Raw genomic sequence first — 23,780 nt, 5'->3', positions numbered from 1 at the left:
AAATTGTTTTACTACTAAATTGGATAAAAATGGTAAAGATTAGATGTACTTACTCAACAATTTAGAAATTTAGACTAAATTACTTATCTTCTCTTTAGATACTGAAGAACCCCACGAGCGATCGCTTCTGCCATTTGATTTTGGTAAGCTGAGGTTCTGAGCCTAGCCATATCCTGTCGACCAGTCATATAACCCGTTTCCACGAGAATAGAGGGCATAGAACTTTTTCTGAGGACATAAAATCTGGCTCGCCGCACTCCCCTGTCTCTGACATTCAGGCTTTGGAGAATACTGTTATGGACAATGCGAGCTAGACCCAAACCACTGTCGTAATAATACGTTTCTAACCCATTAACATCGGGACGACTCGCACCTGCGGAATTAGCGTGGATGCTAACAAATACATCAGCATTAGCTCGCTCTGCTAATTGCACCCGTCCCGGAAGAGTAACAAAATAGTCAGAATCGCGCGTCATAATAACCTGTACGCCATTTTGCTGCAAAATCTCACCTAGCCTTTTACCAATAGGCAAGATAACATCTTTTTCGCGCGCCCCACCTATGCCAAGCGCTCCTGAGTCTTTACCACCATGTCCGGGGTCAATAATAACTACCACTCGCCCATTGGTAACTCGGCGCTGTGGTTGTATTAGGGGTCGCGGATTTGGATTGTTTGGGTCTGGGAATGGCCCGCGGTTCGGCGGTGGTAGCCCAGGTAAAGCATAGGGTGGTCTTCCGGGAAGGGTGACAACTCGCCGAGAACCTTGTATTGGTACCAAAAGCTGGTCGCCGATTTGCTGGGGTTGCCCAATTTGCACTCCTCCTGCGGGTTGAACCAAAACAACCACTGTATTGGATGCTTGAGGTTGCAGACGTACCCGAAGAATAGGGCTATTGGGAGCAAAAGTAGGCCCTATAACTCTGGGAGCTAACTTGGCATTGGTAATTGTGACTCGGAAAATACCTAAGGATCTATCCCAGGTTCCCGTAGCAGATAAAGGTTGGTTGCCTCTAATTAGCAATTGTTTGCCATTATCAGCAAGTTGCACAGATTCAATTGTTGCTGGCGAGTTATTGGTAGATGCTCTACTGGGAAAGGAAACGGCTTCTGACTGATTGTCCGAATTATTACTTCTAGGCAATCTGACAACCCGACTAGGTAAAACAATCAAACCACCATCGCTACTATTAGTTGCTCGCCAATCTGGGCTATTTTTATCTACTCGCAAAGTTAGGCGGACACCAGGAGGTTGGCTTTGCAATGAGGTGAATTCGACGCGGCTAATACCATGTTTGTTAACGGGTATATTACTCTGCTGCGTCAGACGTGGTGATAAAGATGCACCAGATATATCTAGAAAGATGGTAGCGCGATCGCGGCTACGAATTACCTGAATCGGAGGATTACCACCACTGGTACGAATGAACAACCCATCACCTGTTACCTGTAAGCTCTCAATTTGAGTTGCCCCTCGTGTAGTAGTAGCAACCCTTGAAATATTAGATTGACGTTCGGAGTCTGGGGTAACTACACTGTAAGCACTTCTAGGAGATGAAGCTACTTTTTCGACTTCTGGTTTCGGTAATTGCACCGTCCAGCGATCGCCAGTTGTACCAACAAATTTCACTCGTTTCGGGTCTAAACTGTAACCAGGAGTCAATTCGACAACTATGCGTGTTGTATCGATATCAAACTGTCCAACACGGATTGAGCGAATTCCACCACCCACCTGTTGAGTTAACTGCGGACGACCAAATGTAGTTCCCGGCAAATCAATTACCAGCCGAGTTGGGTTGAAAATTAGTTGTGCTTGGGGTTGAACTGCTCCCACAGTATTAATTTCCAGCCTGTTTTGATTGGCATCAAAGCGCCAAGATTCAAGTCTCGCGGCCATTGCTGGCGACGATAGCATGAAGATAGTTCCAATAGTGCTGGCTAGTAACCAATGTAATTTCACAGTCCTTTCTCCTAATTCACATTCATGGGAGCCGTCAATATCTCAACTCATTGGTAAATCATCACACCATCACCACTTAAACTTGACTTCTGAATCCCTTGTTTGATTTTTAAGCCAGTATTTAGACACACTTAAATCATCGATCGGGTTTCAAATTAAGTTTAAATCCCCATGCGAAACCTTCCACCTTTACAGGTGGAGAACTCTGACTCCCAATAAAGCTAGAAAACTGATAATTGATAGCTGTTTACTGATAAGTGTTTGTTCTTTGCTGCCATCGATGCACTGAATAAATAATTCCCATTACTGTCAAACGATCTAGCAAAATTATGGGTGTTACTCCCCAATTATCTGGAAAATATTCAGATAAAGGCTCACAAGCCCAGGGAGACTAGAAATTAAGTAACATTCTGAATGCTGGTAGAAATTATAAACAAATGATTATTCTACAATCACACGGGACGGAGATTTGAGGATAGAAGTTTCCACTGCACAATTGGAGCAGAGGGGCAGGGGAGCAGGAGAGCAGGGGAGCAGGAGGAGAATAACTCCTAACTCCTAACTCATTACTCATTACTCATTACTCAGAACTCCTAACGCCCCATTCCCCATTCCCCATTCCCAATAATTAACGATCGCCAGAATCTGGAGTTACTCCCAAATTGCTGCTGTCATTTGATGCTGGCACCCTCGACTGAGGTGGTTCAATTACCAACGAAGTCCCAGAGGAACCGTCTAAAATTAGTTGCTCTGAATTTCCGTCCACGGTTTTTGGATCTGGAAACACAAATCGTAACAATGGAGGAGCTAAAAAGGTTGTCAAGATAACCATCATGATAATTGCTGCTCCTAATGGTTTCGAGAGAGCGCCACTGGCAGCGCCGACACCAGCAAACACTAACCCAACCTCGCCTCTAGGAATCATCCCCACACCGATCGCTAAACGGTTGATTTCCGGTTGACCAAACACGCTTAAACCTGTGATTACTTTACCGAGAATGGCTACTGTAATCAGGAAAGTTGCCATAATTAGACCTTCACGATTGTCGGGAATTGCTGGGTTTAAAACTCCCAAATCGGTTTTTGCGCCAACAGTCACAAAGAAAATTGGCACTAACATATCGGCAATGGGACAGACTTGCCTTTGCAGTTCTTTACGCTTATCTGTTTCTTCTAGAACTAAACCAGCTGCAAAAGCTCCTAAAATTGCTTCTAACTGGATGACGGCGGCCAGGTATGCCATAGCAAAAGCGAAGACGAATGCTGGGATTACTAGTCCACCTCGTGTTTTGAGTTGATCGGCGATCGCTACAAAGGACTTATTGAAAACATTCCCTAGTAGGATTGCTCCCAAAATAAAACCAGTGGCACTGATAATCAAATAAATCACTTTGCTGACATCCACCACGCCGTCTTTAGCTAAACTGGCAACTACCGCTAAAACGATGATTCCTAGTACGTCATCAATTACCGCAGCACCCAAAATAATCTGCCCTTCTTTAGAATTGAGCCGCCCCAATTCTGACAGCACTTTGGATGTCATCCCAATACTAGTAGCAGTCAAAGCCGCCCCTGCAAAAATTGCAGGTATAGCGCTAATCCCAAACAAAGTCATTAGACCCACAGTCCCAGCAGCAAAGGGTACTGCTACCCCAACTACTGCGACAACAGTAGCTTGAATACCAACTGCCATTAAATCTTTTAAATTCGACTCCAAGCCGATTTCAAACAGCAAAATGATCACACCCAATTCTGCCAGAACGGAAATGACCTCGGACTGGGCTGCAAACACTGCTGGAGCGGCTTCAGGCGTTAAACCAGCAGTGGTTTGAAGGAAGGACACAATCAAAGAATTAGAACTGTCTGTGCCGCCTTCTGGAAACACTAAAAGATGGAAAACAGAGATGCCAACTACCACACCGCCAACGAGTTCGCCTAAAACAGGCGGCAAACCCACTTGGTTTGATAACTCTCCACCAACTTTGCTGGCGAGATAAATGACTACTAAGCTTAGTAGCACTGCTTCGACTACTATTGAACTGTCTGCGGCTTGTGTTGCGCTAGCCAGCAGAGGAAAAGAGAAGTTGATTGGTTCTAACAAATGCATTAGGTTCTCTGAAAATCCTTCTCTTTGATTTTGACGCGTTTCTGAAAAACATCCTATGGAGAAGCAATCCGAATTCAAAATGAATACGGCGTAAACGTTTCATTTAGGCTGTGCAGTACTAGTGTAATTTTTTTAGTTTCAAAAAATGTAACCATTTCAGCTTTTGACGATCGCAGTGTCAAAGTAAGAACATACGAATCGTATCTAGCGATCGCACTTAAGTTGTGAAAAACTTGTGGTGGCTGTTGGTTCTCAACGACCAGCAGCAGATTGCTATATACCTTTATTTAAAACATCTGTGGATACTTTGAGGAGTGCAAATATGATGACTAGAGCCGCTTTACCCGGTTCTCATTTTCCATCGGCAAACCTGTGGAAAATACTGCCTTTAGCAATGCTTGTATGTGCAACTTTTGCACTACCTGCATTCGCACAAGAAAAAGATAGATTGTCACGAACCCTTAGTGTCAGTGGTCGCGGAGTCGAAACAATTCCGACAACTCTGGCACAAGTTAGTTTAGGAGTGGAGATTCAGGGGAAAACAGCCCAAGAGGTACAGCAAGAAGCCGCTCAGAGGTCATCGGCAGTGGTTGCGTTTCTCAAGAGCAAAAATGTTGAAAAATTACAAACTACCGGTATTCGTCTCAATCCGGTTTACAGCTACACCAATAATGTGCAGCGAATTACAGGCTATGCTGCCACTAACACTGTGAGTTTTAGTATTCCTGTTGAGCAAGCTGGGACATTATTGGATGATGCAGTCAAAGCCGGTGCAACACAAATTAACGGCATTACTTTTGTTGCGAAAGATGAAGCGATCGCCGCGGCTCAAAAGCAAGCATTAAAAGAAGCTACTCAAGACGCGCGGCAGCAAGCTGATGCCGTTTTTAGTGCCTTGGGTTTTAAATCCAAAGAAATAGTCAGCATTCAAGTTAATAATGCCAGTGCGCCTCCACCACCACCAATGTTTTTACGGGCTGAGGCTGCCAAATCAGCTGATGCTTCCACGCCGATTGTTGGTGGTGAACAGCAAGTAGAAGCATCGGTGACGTTGCAAATTAGTTATTAGTCATTTGTCATTAGTCCTCTCTTACAAAGTTCTGATCGCCGGAAGCCGGCGCTCAGACTTTGCGCTTTGTCATTTGTAAAGGCAAAGGACTAATAATCAATGCCCACTTGCCCTGAGCGGAGCCGAAGGGATGCTCAATTAAAAATGTTCTGAAGACATATCTCCTGTACCGCCTTCTGCATCTCGCTTAGAGCCTAATAAATCAAGTTGATCTACTTGAATCACTGGTGACGATCGGTTTGCTCCTGTTTGGCGATCGCTCCATGTGTCAAACTTCAAAGAACCTTTGACAGCAATTTGCCTGCCTTTACGTACATAATTGCCTGCCACCTCCGCCGTTTTTCCCCATAGTTCCAAATTAAACCAGTCGGTATGTTCACCTTCTTTTGTGCGACGATTAACAGCTAGTGTTAATTTACACTTCACACTACCAGACTCAAAATACTTAATCTCCGGGTCGCCGCCTACACGACCAATGAGGGTGACAACATTGATACTCATCGTGTTACCTTTCAGTACAAACGTACTTAGCAATTTCGACTTTCATCATAGCGAATTGTGAAAGACTTGAAAATAATGTGTTAAACAGTTAACAATATAATTGACTTGAAAATTTATACACATTATTTGGAGTAAACACATAAAAGTATACGGATATACTAAGTTAACCAGAGAATATCAAAAAGTACGGCGCTTGAGACATACTAAATATTTCTGGGAATCATATAAAAATATTGTCTAGTTTACTCAACTTAGGATACAAACATAATCGAATCAAGCACGATTAACTCTTACCGTTGTAGTCAAAAAAAGTATCGCACATAGGGGGCTTACAGACGCGTGGGTATTTTTAGGAACTTTCGCACTTCATGGGATATGGGTATCGACCTTGGTACTGCAAACACCCTGGTTTATGTATCTGGTAAAGGTATTGTACTACAAGAACCTTCTGTAGTTGCTATCGATGTCAACGAAAAGGTTGCACTAGCAGTAGGAGAAGAAGCCAAAAAAATGCTCGGTCGCACGCCGGGAAATGTGATTGCTTTGCGTCCTTTGCGGGATGGTGTAATCGCTGACTTTGATATAGCCGAGCTGATGCTCAAAAGCTTTATTCAGCGTGTAAATGAAGGTAAATCTCTAATTCTACCCCGGATTGTCATTGGTATTCCCAGTGGCGTTACAGGAGTAGAAAGACGAGCGGTGATGGATGCAGCTCACCAAGCAGGAGCCAGAAAAGTCTATTTAATCGATGAACCTGTAGCTGCGGCTATTGGTGCAGGACTACCTGTTGCCGAAGCAACTGGCAACATGATCATCGATATTGGTGGTGGGACAACAGAAGTTGCAGTGCTGAGTCTTCAAGGTACGGTAATCAGCGAATCAGTACGCATTGCTGGAGATGAACTGACTGATGCGATCGTTCAGTATATTAAGAAAGTTCATAATTTAGTCATTGGTGAACGTACTGCCGAGGAAATCAAGATTCGGCTTGGTTCTGCCTATCCGACTAATGATGATAATGACGCCATGATGGAAGTCCGAGGCTTACACCTGCTTTCGGGTCTACCGCGAACTGTAACCATCAAAGCCCCAGAAATCCGTGAAAGTATGATGGAACCGCTATCAGTAATTATCGAAGCTGTGAAGCGGACACTAGAACGCACACCGCCAGAACTGGCAGCAGACATTATTGACAGAGGGATTATGTTAGCTGGTGGCGGTGCTTTGCTCAAAGGCATAGATACCCTTGTTAGCCATGAAACAGGGATTATTACCCACATTGCTGCCGATCCTTTGAGCTGTGTTGTGCTGGGAACAGGTCGTGTGTTAGAAAACTTTAAACAGTTGGAACGAGTTGTTATCGAAAGCTCTCGCAATATGTAACAAAAAAAATATCAGACTTGAGTTCTATTTGAGTTCTATTTGGGTTCTATATACATAGAATCCAAGTAGAACTTAATTTATATAAGTACATGTAGGTATATATGGTGACAATACGGCGTTGGTGGGATCGTAAAGGGTTGCAAATTGGCTTGTTAGCTTTAGTAGTTGGTAGTGCTTGGATATTGCGACAGACTCAAGGAGAACTAGTGCTTGAGACATATCAGGCAATTACCCGCCCATTAGAGATGTTGCAGTCAGGGCCAACTCCAGAAGAACGTCTTAGAGATGCCCGGATAATGGAATTGCAAACCCGTATAGTAGATTTGGAAAGTCAAAAGACAAAATTACAAGATTTATTAGGCTATGTGGAAAAAGAGCCACTAGCATCACGGCCAGTTCCAGCACGGGTGGTGGGACGTAGTGCTGACCAGTGGTGGCAACAAGTGACGCTGAATCGCGGTGCGAGTGCAGGGATTCAGGAAGGCTTCATAGTCAAAGCAGAAGGCGGATTGGTGGGTTTGGTGGAGAGCGTAACTCCTAATACTAGCCGCGTGTTGTTAATCAGTGACCTCAAGAGTCAAGTGGGTGTATCGATTAGTCGCACAGCAGCTAAAGGTGTTTTGCGAGGAGATTCTTCTGCTGAAGCTGTATTGGAGTTTTATGAAAAAGTTCCAAATGTCAAAGTAGGAGATTTAGTTTCCACATCTACTTATAGTCAGAAATTTCCCTCCGGTTTGGCAGTAGGACGAATTAAGTCGCTGGATTTAAAGAAACTCCCAGCATCAGTGGCAAAAATTGAGCTTTTTCCGCCAATCCGCTCTCTTGATTGGGTAGCTGTTTATCCCAAGCCAGAAAACCAAGAGTCGGCAAATCAAGTGCCGCAAAAGTCTAAGTAAATTCTTTGAAAAAATCACTAGAAAAATGAAGATTCCTGCATTTGGTGGTAGCAGGCAGAAAAAGCCAAAATCGTCAGAGCGAAAATCGAAATTCCGAATCCAGCCGCTTGCTCGTTGGCATCCCGGTATACGTCAGTTGTTTGGTTGGATAGTGACGGCTAGTTCTGTACTGTTATGTTTGCTATTATTACCAACCCGATTCCCAGGTATGGAATTGTTGGGAATTGGCCCTAACTGGTTATTAATTTGGGTGGTAGCTTGGAGTGTGAAGCGCACAGTGTTTGCCGGAGCATTAGCCGGTATAGTTCTGGGACTACTCCAAGATTCGATGACATCACCTAGCCCGACTCATGCCATCAGTTTAGGGATAGTGGGGGCTTTAACTGGTCTGCTCCAGAAACAGCGTTTTATCGAAGAAGATTTTATTTCGATTGCTGTAATTGTCTTTGTTTTGGCAGTTTTGGCAGAAACTATCTTTGGGTTGCAATTAACTTTGCTGGGCAATGAGCGTAAGGTGACAGATATTTGGACATATTATCAGCGCGTCGCTCTGGCCTCTGCCATTTTGAGTAGTCTGTGGGCGCCTGTCGTCTATTATCCGTTGAATCTTTGGTGGCAGCGGATGAAATTATTGGAGCAATAGAGACGCGATTAATCGCGTCTGTACAAGAATTAGGAGTTAGGAAGGGAATAGGTTACAGGTGACAGTAAAGAAAATTATCTTTTGTACCCTGTAACCTAAATCTTTATGAATTTGAGCAACCTCTGGCAATATGGATTCAAGTTACAGTGAACTGTAAGTCTGAATATTACAGACTCATGTAAGTTAAGACAGCCAATAATAGCGCCTAGATATTACTGTTTAATTATCAGGAGCAAAGCGCGATTCTCTTGTGGAGAGGCTGCGCGATCGCGTGCAGAATATTTACAGTGTTGCCTAAAATTATGGATAATTCCCCAGTAATCGCTCAAGCAGATGCATCCTTACCAAATTACACTCAGGAAAATACACCAATAGTGGAGTCAGCAGCTGGCTCGAATTCACCACCGAAGCAAAAAGTAGGAACTGACTTTGACTCTCGTATGATGCTGCGGTGTTTGGAACTTGCGCGTCGCGCTTTAGGGCGGACTTCGCCCAATCCGTTAGTGGGAGCGGTGATTGTCAAGGATGGCGAAATTGTCGGCGAAGGATTTCATCCTCGCGCAGGTGAGCCTCATGCAGAAGTGTTTGCCTTGAGGGCAGCAGGCGATCGCGCGCGTGGTGCAACAATCTACGTTAGCCTCGAACCTTGCAATCACTACGGACGTACTCCCCCTTGTTCGGAAGGATTGATTGAAGCCGGGGTGGCAAAAGTAGTAGTAGGTATGGTTGACCCCAATCCACTGGTAGCTGGAGGTGGCATCGCCCGTTTACGAGCGGCAGGAATTGAAGTATTGGTTGGAGTAGAAGAAGAAGCCTGTCGTCAGCTAAATGAAGCTTTTGTGCATCGCATTCTTTATAAGCGACCTTTGGGAATTTTAAAATATGCCATGACTTTAGATGGCAAAATTGCTACTACCTCTGGTCATAGCGCTTGGGTGACAAGTCAAGAAGCCCGCAGTGAAGTACATCTAGTGCGGGCGGCTTGTGATGCCATAATTGTCGGCGGTAATACAGTCCGACAAGATAATCCTTACTTAACCAGCCATCAGGTGGGGGCACATAATCCCCTACGAGTGGTGATGAGTCGCCATCTTAACTTACCGGGCAGTGCCCATCTGTGGCAAACCGCGGATGCTCCAACTTTGGTGTTGACACAGAAGGGTGCTAACCCCGATTTTCAAAACCTGTTGCTCAACCAGGGTGTGGAGGTGGTGGAATTAGCATCACTGACACCGGATAAGGCAATGGCGTACTTATATGAACGAGGTTTTTGTAGCGTGCTGTGGGAGTGTGGTGGTACTTTAGCTGCTAGTGCGATCGCTCAAGGAGCAGTGCAAAAAGTTTTGGCATTTATTGCCCCAAAGATCATTGGTGGTAGTATTGCTCCCACACCAGTGGGCGATTTAGGTTTTACTACCATGACTGAGGCGTTGTCTTTAGAACGTGTTCGTTGGCGTGTAGTAGGCTCTGACTGCTTAGTGGAAGGTTATCTTTCCCCAAAAGCTAATAGTCAACAGTAATAACACTTGACGATCGATCTATTTATTTATCTTGATTTTGCGTTGGCGTAGCCCGCACTTCTCTGCGAGACGCTGCGCGTAGCTTGCTTCCACGAAGTGGTACGACAAAGCTCAGTGACCGCCGTAGGCATCATGAACATTGGCGTTCATGGGCAAGATCGCGTATGAGGGCTAGTCGAGATTGAATGTAGTGGCTAAGAAAATCAGTTTCGTTAGAATCTAACAACACTTGCGTTTCGGTTTGTTTCACTAACCACTGCACCAAGCTAGCATCATCCAGTTGTAAAAGGAGCTTGGCTTGAGCGGTTTCAACCACTGACCAAAGCTGACGTATGATTGTAGGAGTCATCAGACCTCAATTGAATAATTTAGCTTTGCTGTCTTCAGATTACACAATTCCAATCGAACTTTACGACATGAATGTAGAAGCTGAGACAAGTATTATTAAAAACTTAATAATGGTATTTATAACTTTATGAAGATTAAGAATTGAAAATAAAGAATGGGGAATGGGAAACACAGATTTTTATGGATTTAGTTGCAAAATTTAGAAAACAAATGCACTAATTCTAAAAATTGGGTTTTTGTGTTTGGGAAGACTGAAATTATCTTGATTGTAGCCGAATAAAGTCAGTTTTTGAATCACTATGTTGAATACTGAGCCTGTCTTGTAGGATACAAAAATCTAACTTTTGAGAATAATGTTTGCCAGAAAGTTAACACTGTTTGGCTGTAGATGGATTTACAAAATCATGTAAATCTGCATCCCAAATGCTGATGTAAATAAAATCACATTGTTGGCGGATAATTTGACCCTTGACTGAGCCATTTTTAAAACTAAAATTATCAGATTGGCGCTGTTGTACCTGTTTGAGTCCCTGCTTAATTTCTTCAGTGGCTTGCCCTGCTAACATTCCATTCAAGGTAGTCTCCATTACTTCAGGATCTACCGATTGAGCAAAAGATACCTCAGTTTGACGCAGCGTTTTAGAATTGCGATCGAATAAGTAGCCAAGGTCAATTTTGTTTGGCACTAGTTTGTAAACGACAGCACGAGTTTTGCCCCATGCGCCTCTTAAATCTTGATTTGGTTTGCCGAGGGTAGCTTCTACGATGTTTCTTGTTGTACCTGTAGGGAATGCGGGAACGCTTTCTCTGCTGGCAGTGGCAGCTAATTTACTGCGCGGCTTATTTTGTGGTGTGGAACGAACTTCTGGTTTGGGAACTGCGCTTACCTCATCCTTTGGTTCTGGCTGTGGTGTGGATACTGCTATCGGTGCTGGAGTATCTGAAGTGACAGGCTCTTTTTCTGGCTGTGGTATGGGTACAACTGGGGAATTAGAGGTTGGTCGCCGTTGTGGTGGTGAGCTAGGGATAACTGGAACTGGAGACGTTTGGGAGGAAACGGGCGGTTCGGTAGATGCAGAAGTTGGAAAAGATTCTGGCGATGGCGTGGGATTTGTGCCAATGGTTGTTTCTGGTTGTTGCTGACGAATGATGCTAGGAATTGCTACTGCACCAATCAAGCCGCCTATGAACAAACTACCAACAATCACAGCAGATTTTTGCCAGTTTCTAGGATTGGAAGACCCTGGAATCGCAGAATTGTTTTGCGGAGAATATAATGGCTGAGTTTGTCGAGTCGATGTGGTGGGAGAAAAACTAACTCTAGAAGGATTTGCAGTTAACTCAGTAGGTATATTACTAGCAGATTGCAAGGCATATAGCATTTTACTGGCAGTGCTGTAGCGATCGCCAGCATGAGGCTTAATTGCCTGATTGAGTACCGCGGCCAATTGGGCAGAGACGTTAGGGACGTGCTGCTGCCAAAGTATTTCCCCAGTTTTTAGATCGGTTACTAGTTCTTGCGGGTGTTTGCCAGTCAGCAGATAAATTGCTGTTAAACCTAAACTGTAGATATCAGTGGCGTAAACTGGGCGACCAACGGCTTGTTCGCTAGGCATATATCCCGGCGTACCAATGACAAGCGATCGCGTGGGGTATCCTGGAGAATTCACTACCGAACGGATTGTTTCTTTGACTGCACCAAAATCAATCAAAACTGGCTCGTTATCAATAGAACGCAGAATAATGTTATCTGGCTTGATATCCCGGTGAATAATGCCTTTACTATGGACATAATCTAAAACCCAAAGCAGACTCAAGAGAATTCGCCGAACAGCAGTTTCACTCTCAAATCCTTTGGCTTCGACAATTTTTGTCAGAGTTTGACCGTGAATCCATTCTTGGACGAGGTAAAACTGTCCATTCTCAGAAAAGTAGGCGTAGAGTTTGGGAATTTGGTGACTACTTTCACCCAAATACTCCAAGGTTGCGGCTTCCCGTTCAAACCGTTGTTGGATAAGTTGGTAGGTTTGCGGGTCATTATTGGTTATCGGTTTTAGTTGCTTGATTACACAGCGGCGGCGAGAAGGCATGTGAACATCTTCTGCTAGAAAGGTTTCGCCAAACCCACCAGCGCCGATTACCTGGATAACTTGATAGCGATTGTTCAGCAGGGTTATTGTCATGAAAAATTATAAGCGTAGACACCCAGTGCGGAGCCTGAGACTTCTTGTCTTCTCCAAACTTGTCGTCAGACATCGCCCTTTCCAAATGTACATCACATAAGCGAAGGCAAGGCGAATATACTCTGGTGAAATTAAATATGCGTTATCCAGAATTCTTGTAGAGACGTAGCAGTGCTACGTCTCTTCATTCTTATGTCTAATGCCAGCCAATGCATTGGTATTGCAGAATCCTGCCAAATTTAATTCGCCACGAATGAATGAAATACTGTACTAAGTGAACTCTATAGTCTCAACAAACTCTAAAATACTTTCTTTGATGTCTTCAGCCTCTTCCTCAACAGAATCAGGAGTTTCGCCGTTAATAAAGCTGTGCTGACTACTAACTATATACAAAAATTCACCACTGATAAAGGTGAGCAACCCCCGGTACGCATCTAATCTGATCGCAGTTCCATTATTTTCTTGCTTAGAAATTGTCGAACCTTTGGGCATATCAATTAACACGTAGTAAGCGCCTCGCAAAGTATTTTCCAGATATTCGGTGTATTCCACAGAAGCATCTGGTACATTGGCAAAAATCGCTTGGGGTACATACTTGTCTACTAAAATTGTTTGTAAATATTCTTCTTGTCCAACAGACTCCAATTCCTCTAACTGTTCTAAGGGGAAAGGATAATAATCGATTCTCAGTAAAGTACCGATGTCATCAGAAAAGCCAACTACTCCTTCCTGGCTTTGAATTCTACCGCCTTGCTGCGGATCGACCGGAATCGGCACGGTAAAATTACCTAAAGGGGATTGATAGGTCTGTTCGCTAAAATCTTCGATGACTACTGTCTCATCTTCATCGTCTGCATATTCTTCATCTTCTGCTTCTTTAAAGGCTGCAATTACCTCCTTGATGATTTCCTCTGCTTCTTCATCCTCAAGTTCTAAAGCTGCTTGTAGCTTTTTCAGGTAGATTTGTTTCGATTTGGGGATGGCGAGGTCATCGTCTAAAAGCACTATTACCCCAGCTGCAAAACCATCTAGCACTAATTCGTCTGAGAGAGATACTTTGGCGGCATTAAACAAAGGCCCAATTCCCTCTTCTTCGGCAATGGAGATGAGTCTATCAACTATTTCTGCAATGTCATCTTCTGAGTATTCCTCGAAAACCTCGAATTCCCAGAGGATACCCGCTAAACTTTCTGCATCTACCTCTTCAATAAATGAATCAGCGATCGCAGTCACAGTTGCGATCGCCGCCACCGCTTCCTCTGGACTTAGTGATTCCTCTGATGTCTTTGGTGAGTTAAAAACCTTGTCATATTTAGTCATAATTGCTACCTAAATTAATTCCTTGATAGTAATAACAGATTGAAAGTGACAATGGTCAGTTTACCAATGGAGCGAATCTTCTAGAGAAAAAGTTGGCTGATACGTGGTTTACTCAGTATTACTCAGGTGGAACAACTAAACCTTATTGACAACTAATATCATCTAAGGAGTTGAGGTGTTCTAAAATCTTTTCTCGAATATACACCTAAGTACCAGACAAACTCAGTATTTACTACAGGTTAATTTAATTAAATATTGTAAATTTTTGTAACTCAGCAATTATCGTTAATAACTGCTATGTTGCTTGATTTTTATCCTCTAGCAAATGAATTATATCTACCGATAGAATTATAAACTAGCTAGCGATAGATACCTACACCGTAAGCAGGATGTCACAATACCGAAGTTTGTAGTGACACACAATACTCGAAACGTTGTACTGTTGGTTCTGCAAGTGTGAATTAGATGAAATTTTGAGTTTTTTATGGTACAAACCCCACCATCCCAGTTTTCACCGGATCAATATAAAGTAGATCCTGCAAAGGAAAATGTAGAAGCTCTTATACAAGAACCGCAGTTAGATATTGAGATTGCTCTAGAGTTCCTTTACACCAGAGATATTGAATTTCGTCAGGAAACAATTTATTTTCTCGTAGTCGATCGCTTTTATGATGGCGATCCAGATAACAGCGAAGGTGCAAACTCAGAACTTTACGATCCAACCAGACAGGATTGGGGTAAGTACTGGGGTGGCGACTTGCAAGGTGTCATCGATAAATTAGATTATCTCAAAAATATGGGAGTTACCGCTCTTTGGTTAACTCCCCTGTTCGAGCAGGTTGAGGAGTTATTTGTTGGTAATGCAGCAATACATGGCTATTGGACAAAAGACTTTAAACGGCTTAATCCTCGATACATTGCGGAGGGAGATAACCCTTCTTTAAACGCAACTCAAGAAGAAAAAAATACGACCTTCGATCGGTTAATTACAGAAATGCACAAGCGCAATATGAAGCTAGTGCTGGATATTGTCTGCAACCATAGCACACCTGATACTAGCGGTAGTAAAGGTGAATTATATGATGATGGTGTCAAAATTGCTGATTTCAATAATGATGTCAATAATTGGTATCACCACTATGGCGAAGTCCAAAATTGGGAAGACGATTGGCAAGTACAAAACTGTGAATTATCTGGTCTAGCAACCTTCAATGAAAATAATGCGGAATATCGGGAGTATATTAAGTCAGCAATTAAACAATGGCTAGACCGGGGTGTAGATGCACTGCGGGTGGATACTGTCAAGCACATGCCGATTTGGTTTTGGCAAGAATTCACTGGCGAGATGACCAATCACAAACCAGATGTATTCATTTTTGGTGAATGGATTTATAGTAATCCAAGTGACGATCGCTCAGTGGAATTTGTTAACCACTCAGGCATGACACTTCTAGACTTTGGCTTGTGCGTGGCAATTCGAGCTGCACTAGGACAAGGTTCAGAAAACGGATTCCAAACAATTCAATATATTTTTGACCAAGATCATCGCTACAACGGGGCAACAGAGCTAGTTACCTTCATTGATAACCATGATATGTGCCGTTTCCAATCGCTGAATCCCGATCCAGCGATGCTGAAGGTGGCGATCGCCTTAATTATGACCTGTCGCGGCATTCCCTGCATATATTACGGCACAGAACAGTATCTGCATAACGACACTGATGGCGGCAACGACCCGTACAACCGCCCAATGATGGAAAATTGGGATACTGAGAGTGAGATTTATCGTTGCATCAGACTGCTGTCTGGCTTACGGCGACTGAATCCAGCCGTATCAATGGGTAGCCACTGGCAAAAATACTTAACAGCGGATGTTTACTGCTATGTACGCCGTTATCGTGACTCTGTGTGTTTTGTCGCTTTAAATCGGGGAGGAGAAGTTACTTTACCAGAAGTAGAAACAGAATTGCCCGATGGCGAACATACCTGCGTGGTGACTCGCAACAAGTATGAGGTGAAAGAGGGCAAGATTTATGACCTAGTACTAGAAGAAAGGGGAGTGATTGTTTTCAGCCACGTTGGCGAACGGTTAAAAGCACAAACAATTGTCCGCGTCCAACTCAATGGCGTAGAGACTCAACCTGGTGAAATCATTGTGGTGACAGGAGATTGCCCAGAGTTAGGTAACTGGGATATTGGCAAAGCCTATCCTTTAGAGTACATCAACACCAATACTTGGTTTGCCGAAATTCCCTTTGATGAAAGTGCTGGTAAGCTAATTGCTTATAAATATGCCATGTGGCGGGAAGGGCGATCGCCTCTACGCGAAAATCTCGTAAATCGCCGCTGGGTGATTGCGAAAGAAGGTACTGTCAAATGGCGTGATACCTGGGCATCGGGAAGAGAATCTTAGAAATATAGAATAAGGTAGAGTGAAGAATCAAAATTTTGATTCTTCACTCTTCATTATTTTTGAATTTTAAGTAACAAAAAATACATAAATAAGCGTTTTGAACCGCAGTGTGCGCCATAGTGTAGTAGTTAGATGCTTTAGTAGTTTTGTACTGATGAGACTCTTCTCTTACTGCCTACGTTATGATGATGGCGCGGCTCCTAACCCATTTTGGGAACTTTGCACTCTCGCAATTTGCAAGCCTGTTATTCGACGAACGGCAAGCATTGGAGATTGGGTTGTAGGACTTGGTTCTACACAGTCACCTATTGGAAATATTACTGATTGCATTGTATATGCAATGCAGGTAACGGACAAAATGACATTGCGAAAATACGACGAGTTTTGCCGAGTTCATAGCCCTCATAAAATTCCAAAGTGGAACAGCGAAATATTTGAGTATCGTATTGGTGATTGCATCTATGATTACAGCCAAGGAGAACAACCAGTATTGCGACCAAGTGTTCATAACATCAGTAATCAAGAAACAGATTTAAGCGGTATAAATGTTTTGATGTCACGGCACTTCTACTACTTCGGTGACAAGGCTGTTCATTTACCTGCTTCGTTCACTGCACTTGTTCATAAAAACCAAGGGCACAAATCGACAGCAAATTATCCATACAAAGATGCATTTGTAACTTGGATCGATAATTTAGGGTATACGCCTAACCAATTACATGGTGAACCTCAACTCAAAAAGGAATTTATCTTCAACCCAGGTATCAGCGGTTACTGTGCCCAATGCAACCTGCAAGATGACGATGCTGATGAGAGGAGTAATTGCTAGATTACTTTTGTGAGATTATTTGTGGGTCAACATTGAGCAAAAATAGGCAAAATGTTGCTGAAAACAAAGGGGTAACTGTTGATGAGTAAAACGACACTCTACAATCAGGACTTTCTGGTGTGGACGCAGCAACAAGCTGAATGCCTGAAGAAAGGACGCTGGGCTGAGTTAGATGTTGAACATTTGGTAGAGGAACTAGAGGCTTTGGGTCGGAGCGAACAAAAGGAACTTGGAAGTTATTTACAAGTGCTTTTAATGCACTTACTCAAAAGCCAATATCAATCAGAGCGAAAAACCAAAAGTTGGATTAACACAATCTCAAACTGCCGAAACCAAATTCAAGATTGTTTAGAAGATACTCCCAGTTTGCAGCGCCTTCTAGAAGACTGGGAGTGGATACAGAAATATTATCGCCGCGCTTGTCGAGATGCCGCAAATGAGACTCAAAAGCCAATAGAAACTTTTCCGCTTGAGTGTCCTTTTACTATGGAACAAGTTCTTAATTCTGAATTCCTGTAAGTTAAACTGCTGAGACTCAGTAAGTAGGCATAATTAAACATAAAATAAAATCCTAGTTCGTAGTGAGTGATTCATCGCTCAAAACAAAGATTATCGGCTTCCTCAAGGTGGGAGAACACTACTGTAATTTAACATCGTGGGTGCATAGGCGAGCATTTACCGCAGGCATCGCACATTCATTGCAAACTTATAATATTGATGATATCTATCCACGTCTGACTTTTTATTGCGATAATTCCCAAGGGGGACGCGCTCTCCACTGGTCAGTTAAAGGGGGATAGATGACACTCAAGCGGTTGGTTTTATTTTTTGTGATGACGCCGATAGCAGTTCTGTTGGCAGTTTCGGCTTTATTTGGTAGTTGGCAAGAACCTCAATTTCAAAGTAGTTTGGAACTATACCAAACAAATATTGCTTTACAAGCTCAAGCTTGGCAATCAGAAGATAGCAGTGATGACAAACTTCAAGCGATTCGGGAAGCAATACTTGGTGAGCAACCTCTAGAAAGCGCTACAAAGCAGTATCAGGAGGCGCGTCAATCAGTTCAAGCTAATTTAGACAAAGTTAACAACAAACTTGCACAATTACGCTCTCAAGCTAAAATAACTCCCACGCCTCCGAAACCTCTACCGGATGCTCCTCCCACTATTGAAACGTCTAAACAGGGACAGCAACAGTTACAACAGTCTTTTAAGCAATTACAAAAATTACTGGCTGAATTAGACCTGCGCTTGGGAATTTTACAAGCACAGCAAGGACAGACGGATACAGCCTTTAAGACTTGGAGCGAATTACAACAACGCTCAGATATTAATTCAGGGTTTTGGGAAACCGCCGCTGTATTGACTGGACTGTGGAGCAATCCTCCTCGTATCCTCCCAAATGCTCAAGAACCAATTCAAAAGAATTTAGAAGGTTGGTTTCGCTCTACTGCTTTAGTTAAGTTATACCAACTCCAGCAACGACAAGATGCGTTATCAGCAGTAAAAGCCGCACAACAAGAATCTTCTGCTCAAGCAGTAATTAAATTGGCAGTTATTGGCACTATTCCCACCTTGGCAGCTTTAATTGGTTTAATACTGCTGATTTTATTATTTGCTCAACGCTTGTTGAAAAGAAAAGCCTCTTTATTAGCTCAAAATGCTGATATCCCCTGGTCAACTCCTTGGGGTGGTGAAACGGTTTTGCAGGTTTTTATCATTGGCTTTTTCTTTATGGGGCAAATTTTTGTGCCCTTAGTAATATCGTTGCTACCCATTCCGCGTCCGATTGTAGATGTGCGACTTCAGGCATTTTCTGTGTTAGTTAGTTACTTTTTAGTAGCATTAGGTGCGCTGTTAGTGCTGTATTTCTCTCTCAAGCGCTTTTTTCCACTACCGGAATTCTGGTTTCGCTTCCGTTTTCAAGATAACTGGTTTTTGTGGGGACTAGGAGGTTATTGCACGGCTTTACCTGTAGTTGTGGTGGTATCTTTGATTAATCAGCAGCTATGGCAAGGACAGGGTGGGAGTAATCCTCTGTTGCAATTAGCGCTGGAAAGTCAAGATGGTATCGCACTTGGTATATTTTTCTCCACAGCGGCGATCGCAGCTCCATTTTTTGAAGAAATCCTCTTTCGCGGTTTTTTGTTACCCTCTCTTACTCGTTACTTACCCGTGTGGGGAGCAATTCTGATCAGTAGTTTGTTGTTTGCGATCGCTCACCTCAGCTTATCGGAAATTCTCCCCCTGACCGCATTAGGCATTGTCTTAGGAGTAGTTTACACACGATCGCGCAATCTCCTCGCTCCTATGCTCCTCCACAGCCTTTGGAATAGTGGTACACTATTAAGTTTATTCGTTTTAGGTAGTAGTTAATACAGGTATAGTACTGTTGCCAAAAACAAAAATATCTGATTTTATCTCCTTAGATAGAGACAATTTACTAGTAATAATTGGTTACAAGCATAAATACTAGCTGAAAACCCAATTACGATAATGGCAAAAGCAAATTAAAGAATGCTATTAACATAGACAACAAACTATCTAGTTAAGCATTTATTCTCATTCAGGTAGATTTTAGCCATTTTTCGAGATGTTAATTGCCTTCTTGAACCATTTTTAGCTGTCATAAATTGGAATTCAATTCCGGTTTGCGCTCATGGAAGTGGGGATCGGTAACTAAAAAACGGTTATAAAGATATGGAAGCTGCCTTTTGCACTTCTAGATTCCCACTAGCCACGCAGTTGTCTTGCCATTGGTGCGATGTCTACGACGGGCTACGCCTACGCAAAAACATCCGGAAATAATACTGATGGACTTGTAAAAAGTGGTGTATGTAGCAGCTTTTGCTGATTATTTAAGATTGATTCTGCTCAAGATAAATGTCTGAGCTAAAAATCTGCAAAACTGCTGCACCAAGGTTTGCGATCGTCAAATCCAGCAAAAGTCATCAAGGAGCGCCAGTTCGGGCTATACCGCAAGACATCTTGGCGTCTCCTTTGGAATAGAAGCACGCTGATTTTAATTATTCATCTTGAGATTTACTCAGACTGAAAAAATTAAAAATCTATTTATTAAGTAAGTAAATGTATTTGCTTCCATTACAATAAAGACTTTATTTTTATACTCACTTATCAAGGAGCAGCACTTATATGGCAAATCTTAACCCCAGTCACCCTACCAAACAACTTCTAGCTGGTTACTGTGGCATTATCCTGGGAGCATTCGGGGTTCATAAGTTTATTCTAGGATACGCTTCGGAAGGCTTTATCATGTTAGTGATTTCTGTAGTTGGGGGTTCTTTTACCTACGGCGTTGCTTTGTTAGTTATGCAACTTGTAGGTCTAATTGAAGGCATGATTTACTTAAATAAATCCCCTGAAGGATTTGTAAATACCTATTTTGTGAATAAGCAGGGCTGGTTTTAGTGCAAGAATAACTTTCTTACTGGAAGCAGAGAATGATACTCCCTGCCAAGTTTAGGATTGCAGCAAAAGCGCAGGGATAAAGAGCAACCAAAGAAACATCCTTTTTCCCTTCCGCTTCACCTTTTACCTTTAACAAAAGTTATACAGCACTTTTACTTTCTATATTTATTTTTAATAATATGCTTATTTTCAAACCTAAACAGCTTAACTGGACAATGTTCTTCTTGTTAGGCTTAGGATATTTCAGCGTTATATCTCATTTAGAAATCAACTATTTCTTCAAAAACCTGATTGCGATCGCGCCAATACAAGTGGCAGCTGTTATTTATGTCACTTATCGACGTTGGAACTGTCAACCCCCCGTAGGGGAATTTAAAATTAAAAATTTAAAATTTAAAATTCAGAACCCTACAGAAAAATCTGAGAACTTGGAACGTTGAATTAAAATGCAGCGATAGTCTAGATGCTCAACGAAGTACGATAAATTAATAATTTTAATATGGTTGACATTGAGTCATAGTTCCATATTTAGCCTACGCTCGAATTAGAGACGCTTTTAGTCAGGCGTTGAATTTCTGTAGCGAATCTAAACACAAGCCATGCAACTCGTCCCGAAAACTAAGCCAGCCCTAGAACCTGACCCAATCCTAGAGAAGATTATTCTAGATGTTGGGGGTATGAAGTGTGCTGGGTGTGTGAACGCTGTAGAGCGACAGCTGACCCAACATCCAGGAGTCAAGAGTGCCTGTGTGAACCTGGCCACAGAGGTAGCAGTTGTAGAGTCAGAAGTTGGTGCAATAGATGTAGATGCACTGGCACAGCGATTAACAGCCGTTGGATTCCCGACTCAACCCCGAAAAGCTAATGGCACAGTAGCAGGCGAAATATCAACCTTACCAGATCCAGCAGAACGACAACGCCGAGAAATGCGTTCTTCTCTATGGCAGTTAGCGATCGCAGCGGTATTGCTGATATTGTCGGGAAGTGGACATTTTGGTAATCTTGGTAGCTCAGTGCTGCCAGTGCTAAATAACATCTGGTTTCACTGTGGACTGGCGACAGTAGCGCTGTTAATTCCCGGTCGCCCGATTTTAGTAGATGGCTGGCTGGGCTGGCGGCGAAATGCGCCTAACATGAACACCCTAGTGGGATTGGGAACGCTGACAGCCTACATTGCTAGTTTACTAGCGCTGCTTTTTCCCCAATTGGGTTGGGAGTGCTTCTTTGACGAACCAGTAATGATGCTGGGCTTTATTCTCTTAGGAAGGACATTAGAGCAACAAGCTAGAGGTCGAGCGGCTGCTGCATTTAGGAAATTGCTAGCACTCCAGCCACTCTTAGCGCGATTGATTGCCAACCCAGAGAAAGCTGGAATGGGTTCTTCTAGTGTTGAGATTCCTGCTGAACAGGTTCGTGTTGGTGAATGCTTACAAGTGCTGCCAGGTGATAAAATCCCCGTTGATGGTGAAGTGGTGGTTGGTCAAACAACGGTTGATGAATCGATGCTAACCGGGGAAGCAGTGCCAGTAATCAAAAAACCAGGAGATACAGTGACAGGAGGGACACTAAACCAGTCAGGAGCGATCGCTATTCAAGCAACCCGGATTGGAAGTGATACAACTCTAGCTCAAATTGTTGCCCTAGTAGAAGCCGCCCAAACTCGCAAAGCCCCAGTACAGAAATTAGCAGATACAGTAGCTGGTTACTTTACTTACGGGGTACTAACAGCATCTGTCTTAACATTTGGATTTTGGTACTTTTTCGGCACTCACATTTGGACTGATATCACCATGTCTGGTGGCATGGAAATGAGGAGCCACGCTCACCACTCCACTCCTCACTCTTCCCTGTTAATTAGTTTAAAACTAGCGATCGCAGTTATGGTAGTCGCCTGTCCCTGTGCTTTGGGACTTGCCACACCAACAGCCATTTTGGTTGGAACTGCTATGGGCGCAGAAAGAGGTTTGTTAATCAAAGGTGGCGATGTTTTAGAAAAAATACACCAGTTAAACACCGTAGTATTTGATAAAACTGGCACTCTCACCACAGGTAATCCCATAGTCACAGATTGTCTGTTAATTGAGGAATCGGGGACTAGGGACTGGGGACTGGAAAAGAATAATGCTCAATCCCTAATCCAACTAGCAGCAGCCGTAGAAAGCGGTACTCACCATCCCCTAGCAAAAGCGATTCAGCAAGAAGCACGGCGGCAACAGTTATCTATTCCAGAGGGTGTAGACTTTCACACGGAACCAGGGCTAGGGGTATCTGCTGTAGTAGAAGACACAGTTGTATTGTTGGGTAACTGGGAATGGTTGAGTTGGCACGGCATTGGCATTAACGAAACCGCACAACAATTAGCACAGGATTTAGCAACAAATGGTAAAACAGCCGTTTATGTAGCAATTGGGGGAACCTTAGCCGGACTAATTGGTGTTTCTGATACCCTTAGATCGGATGCTCGATCTACAGTAGACAAGTTGCGTCAAATGGGCTTACGGGTAATGTTGCTCAGTGGCGATCGCCAAGAAGCAGCTAGCGCCATAGCTAAACAACTAGGATTAGATAGCGCTGATGTAATCGCAGGTGTTCCCCCAGCTAAAAAAGCGGCGGCAATACAGTCTCTCCAGTTAGAAGGGACAAGGGGACAAGGGGGACAAGGAGACAAGGGGGACAAGGGGACGAAGAAAACTCTTCACTTCTCACTCAGCACTCAGCACTCAGTAGTCGCAATGGTAGGAGATGGAATCAACGACGCTCCAGCTTTATCTCAAGCTGATGTCGGGATTGCTTTACACTCCGGGACAGATGTGGCGATGGAAACTGCTGAAATTATTTTAATGCGCGATCGGCTAAACGATGTCGTCGAATCTATTCAGCTTAGTCGCGCCACATTCAACAAAATCCGCCAAAATTTATTCTGGGCTTTTGCATATAATACACTTGGCATTCCTTTAGCAGCAGGTGTTTTATTTCCTAGTCTGGGTTTTGTACTTAACCCATCTGGTGCTGCTGCATTAATGGCTTTTAGCTCTGTTAGCGTCGTCACCAACTCAATATTATTACGGCGATTCGCTCATCGCCCGTAGAATACTCCTTTACACGTCCAAATTGCCACCACAAATTTTGGATTGTCAAAACACAATTCAGGAGTCAGTCGTCGATTTAAGACACTTACCAAA

The 23,780-nt window shown here is 43.2% G+C and carries 19 protein-coding genes; 13 read left to right on the top strand and 6 right to left on the bottom strand.

Annotated features, from left to right (window positions below):
* Window positions 1-83 precede the first annotated feature (83 nt).
* On the bottom strand, window positions 84-1,958 hold the full coding sequence (locus tag RMZ95_RS00915; protein ID WP_322682947.1) for an N-acetylmuramoyl-L-alanine amidase: 1,875 nt from the start codon (window positions 1,956-1,958) through the stop codon (window positions 84-86).
* 628 nt (window positions 1,959-2,586) lie between these two features.
* On the bottom strand, window positions 2,587-4,065 hold the full coding sequence (locus RMZ95_RS00910) for a cation:proton antiporter (protein WP_322682946.1): 1,479 nt from the start codon (window positions 4,063-4,065) through the stop codon (window positions 2,587-2,589).
* A 325-nt stretch (window positions 4,066-4,390) separates the two neighbouring features.
* Here RMZ95_RS00910 and RMZ95_RS00905 point away from each other — a divergent pair, with 325 nt between their 5' ends.
* Complete coding sequence (locus tag RMZ95_RS00905) at window positions 4,391-5,134, top strand: SIMPL domain-containing protein (protein WP_322682969.1); 744 nt, start codon at window positions 4,391-4,393, stop codon at window positions 5,132-5,134.
* A gap of 138 nt (window positions 5,135-5,272) precedes the next feature.
* Here RMZ95_RS00905 and RMZ95_RS00900 read toward each other — a convergent pair whose 3' ends face one another.
* A complete protein-coding gene (locus RMZ95_RS00900) occupies window positions 5,273-5,635 on the bottom strand; it encodes a single-stranded DNA-binding protein (RefSeq protein ID WP_322682945.1) in 363 nt (120 codons plus the stop codon).
* Between the two features lie 375 nt (window positions 5,636-6,010).
* Here RMZ95_RS00900 and RMZ95_RS00895 point away from each other — a divergent pair, with 375 nt between their 5' ends.
* The 4 genes from RMZ95_RS00895 to ribD all read left to right on the top strand — a co-directional run bounded on the left by RMZ95_RS00895 (window position 6,011) and on the right by ribD (window position 10,077).
* Entirely contained in the window at window positions 6,011-7,018 is a 1,008-nt protein-coding gene (locus RMZ95_RS00895) for a rod shape-determining protein (RefSeq protein ID WP_322674271.1), read from the top strand.
* A gap of 101 nt (window positions 7,019-7,119) precedes the next feature.
* Complete coding sequence (gene mreC / locus RMZ95_RS00890; protein WP_322682944.1) at window positions 7,120-7,914, top strand: rod shape-determining protein MreC; 795 nt, start codon at window positions 7,120-7,122, stop codon at window positions 7,912-7,914.
* A 25-nt stretch (window positions 7,915-7,939) separates the two neighbouring features.
* Window positions 7,940-8,557 (top strand): rod shape-determining protein MreD, encoded by a 618-nt coding sequence (gene mreD, locus RMZ95_RS00885; RefSeq protein ID WP_322682943.1) that lies wholly within the window; start codon window positions 7,940-7,942, stop codon window positions 8,555-8,557.
* 302 nt (window positions 8,558-8,859) lie between these two features.
* Window positions 8,860-10,077, top strand: coding sequence for a bifunctional diaminohydroxyphosphoribosylaminopyrimidine deaminase/5-amino-6-(5-phosphoribosylamino)uracil reductase RibD (gene ribD / locus RMZ95_RS00880; protein WP_322682942.1), 1,218 nt, complete (start codon window positions 8,860-8,862; stop codon window positions 10,075-10,077).
* 130 nt (window positions 10,078-10,207) lie between these two features.
* Here ribD and RMZ95_RS00875 read toward each other — a convergent pair whose 3' ends face one another.
* The 3 genes from RMZ95_RS00875 to RMZ95_RS00865 form a co-directional block, all read right to left on the bottom strand.
* Complete coding sequence (locus tag RMZ95_RS00875; protein WP_322674241.1) at window positions 10,208-10,426, bottom strand: hypothetical protein; 219 nt, start codon at window positions 10,424-10,426, stop codon at window positions 10,208-10,210.
* Window positions 10,427-10,793: 367 nt separating this feature from the next.
* Entirely contained in the window at window positions 10,794-12,608 is a 1,815-nt protein-coding gene (locus RMZ95_RS00870; protein ID WP_322682941.1) for a protein kinase domain-containing protein, read from the bottom strand.
* Between the two features lie 270 nt (window positions 12,609-12,878).
* Window positions 12,879-13,928: a hypothetical protein gene (locus RMZ95_RS00865; RefSeq protein WP_322682940.1), complete on the bottom strand. Its 1,050-nt coding sequence runs from the start codon at window positions 13,926-13,928 to the stop codon at window positions 12,879-12,881.
* A gap of 484 nt (window positions 13,929-14,412) precedes the next feature.
* Between RMZ95_RS00865 and RMZ95_RS00860 the strand changes: the two genes are divergently transcribed.
* The 8 genes from RMZ95_RS00860 to RMZ95_RS00825 all read left to right on the top strand — a co-directional run bounded on the left by RMZ95_RS00860 (window position 14,413) and on the right by RMZ95_RS00825 (window position 23,687).
* Complete coding sequence (locus RMZ95_RS00860; RefSeq protein WP_322682939.1) at window positions 14,413-16,341, top strand: alpha-amylase family glycosyl hydrolase; 1,929 nt, start codon at window positions 14,413-14,415, stop codon at window positions 16,339-16,341.
* A 154-nt stretch (window positions 16,342-16,495) separates the two neighbouring features.
* Window positions 16,496-17,170, top strand: a complete 675-nt coding sequence (locus RMZ95_RS00855) for a hypothetical protein (RefSeq protein WP_322682938.1) — start codon at window positions 16,496-16,498, stop codon at window positions 17,168-17,170.
* 81 nt (window positions 17,171-17,251) lie between these two features.
* Complete coding sequence (locus RMZ95_RS00850; RefSeq protein WP_322682937.1) at window positions 17,252-17,689, top strand: DUF29 domain-containing protein; 438 nt, start codon at window positions 17,252-17,254, stop codon at window positions 17,687-17,689.
* A 281-nt stretch (window positions 17,690-17,970) separates the two neighbouring features.
* Window positions 17,971-19,545: a type II CAAX endopeptidase family protein gene (locus RMZ95_RS00845; RefSeq protein WP_322682936.1), complete on the top strand. Its 1,575-nt coding sequence runs from the start codon at window positions 17,971-17,973 to the stop codon at window positions 19,543-19,545.
* Between the two features lie 507 nt (window positions 19,546-20,052).
* Window positions 20,053-20,178, top strand: a complete 126-nt coding sequence (locus RMZ95_RS00840) for a hypothetical protein (protein ID WP_322674248.1) — start codon at window positions 20,053-20,055, stop codon at window positions 20,176-20,178.
* Window positions 20,179-20,322: 144 nt separating this feature from the next.
* Window positions 20,323-20,598, top strand: coding sequence for a TM2 domain-containing protein (locus RMZ95_RS00835; RefSeq protein ID WP_289798872.1), 276 nt, complete (start codon window positions 20,323-20,325; stop codon window positions 20,596-20,598).
* A 179-nt stretch (window positions 20,599-20,777) separates the two neighbouring features.
* On the top strand, window positions 20,778-21,038 hold the full coding sequence (locus tag RMZ95_RS00830; RefSeq protein WP_322682935.1) for a hypothetical protein: 261 nt from the start codon (window positions 20,778-20,780) through the stop codon (window positions 21,036-21,038).
* A gap of 159 nt (window positions 21,039-21,197) precedes the next feature.
* Window positions 21,198-23,687, top strand: coding sequence for a heavy metal translocating P-type ATPase (locus RMZ95_RS00825; protein ID WP_322682934.1), 2,490 nt, complete (start codon window positions 21,198-21,200; stop codon window positions 23,685-23,687).
* The last annotated feature ends 93 nt before the right edge of the window (window positions 23,688-23,780 follow it).

Origin of the sequence: Nostoc sp. DedQUE07 (genome assembly GCF_034530975.2) — a bacterium.
In the GTDB taxonomy this organism is placed as follows: Bacteria; Cyanobacteriota; Cyanobacteriia; order Cyanobacteriales; family Nostocaceae; genus Nostoc.
The sequence above is the reverse complement of the archived record's forward strand: the minus strand, read 5'-3'. Positions and strand labels throughout refer to the sequence as shown.

Coding starts and splice junctions, on each gene's coding strand:
- RMZ95_RS00825 (WP_322682934.1), top strand. CDS start 21,198: ATGCAACTCGTCCCGAAAACTAAGCCAGCCCTAGAACCTGACCCAATC.
- RMZ95_RS00850 (WP_322682937.1), top strand. CDS start 17,252: ATGAGTAAAACGACACTCTACAATCAGGACTTTCTGGTGTGGACGCAG.
- RMZ95_RS00895 (WP_322674271.1), top strand. CDS start 6,011: ATGGGTATCGACCTTGGTACTGCAAACACCCTGGTTTATGTATCTGGT.
- ribD (WP_322682942.1), top strand. CDS start 8,860: ATGGATAATTCCCCAGTAATCGCTCAAGCAGATGCATCCTTACCAAAT.
- RMZ95_RS00855 (WP_322682938.1), top strand. CDS start 16,496: ATGAGACTCTTCTCTTACTGCCTACGTTATGATGATGGCGCGGCTCCT.
- RMZ95_RS00845 (WP_322682936.1), top strand. CDS start 17,971: ATGACACTCAAGCGGTTGGTTTTATTTTTTGTGATGACGCCGATAGCA.
- RMZ95_RS00870 (WP_322682941.1), bottom strand. CDS start 12,608: ATGACAATAACCCTGCTGAACAATCGCTATCAAGTTATCCAGGTAATC.
- RMZ95_RS00905 (WP_322682969.1), top strand. CDS start 4,391: ATGACTAGAGCCGCTTTACCCGGTTCTCATTTTCCATCGGCAAACCTG.
- RMZ95_RS00910 (WP_322682946.1), bottom strand. CDS start 4,065: ATGCATTTGTTAGAACCAATCAACTTCTCTTTTCCTCTGCTGGCTAGC.
- mreD (WP_322682943.1), top strand. CDS start 7,940: ATGAAGATTCCTGCATTTGGTGGTAGCAGGCAGAAAAAGCCAAAATCG.
- RMZ95_RS00835 (WP_289798872.1), top strand. CDS start 20,323: ATGGCAAATCTTAACCCCAGTCACCCTACCAAACAACTTCTAGCTGGT.
- RMZ95_RS00860 (WP_322682939.1), top strand. CDS start 14,413: ATGGTACAAACCCCACCATCCCAGTTTTCACCGGATCAATATAAAGTA.
- RMZ95_RS00865 (WP_322682940.1), bottom strand. CDS start 13,928: ATGACTAAATATGACAAGGTTTTTAACTCACCAAAGACATCAGAGGAA.
- mreC (WP_322682944.1), top strand. CDS start 7,120: ATGGTGACAATACGGCGTTGGTGGGATCGTAAAGGGTTGCAAATTGGC.
- RMZ95_RS00830 (WP_322682935.1), top strand. CDS start 20,778: ATGCTTATTTTCAAACCTAAACAGCTTAACTGGACAATGTTCTTCTTG.
- RMZ95_RS00875 (WP_322674241.1), bottom strand. CDS start 10,426: ATGACTCCTACAATCATACGTCAGCTTTGGTCAGTGGTTGAAACCGCT.
- RMZ95_RS00840 (WP_322674248.1), top strand. CDS start 20,053: ATGTCTGAGCTAAAAATCTGCAAAACTGCTGCACCAAGGTTTGCGATC.
- RMZ95_RS00900 (WP_322682945.1), bottom strand. CDS start 5,635: ATGAGTATCAATGTTGTCACCCTCATTGGTCGTGTAGGCGGCGACCCG.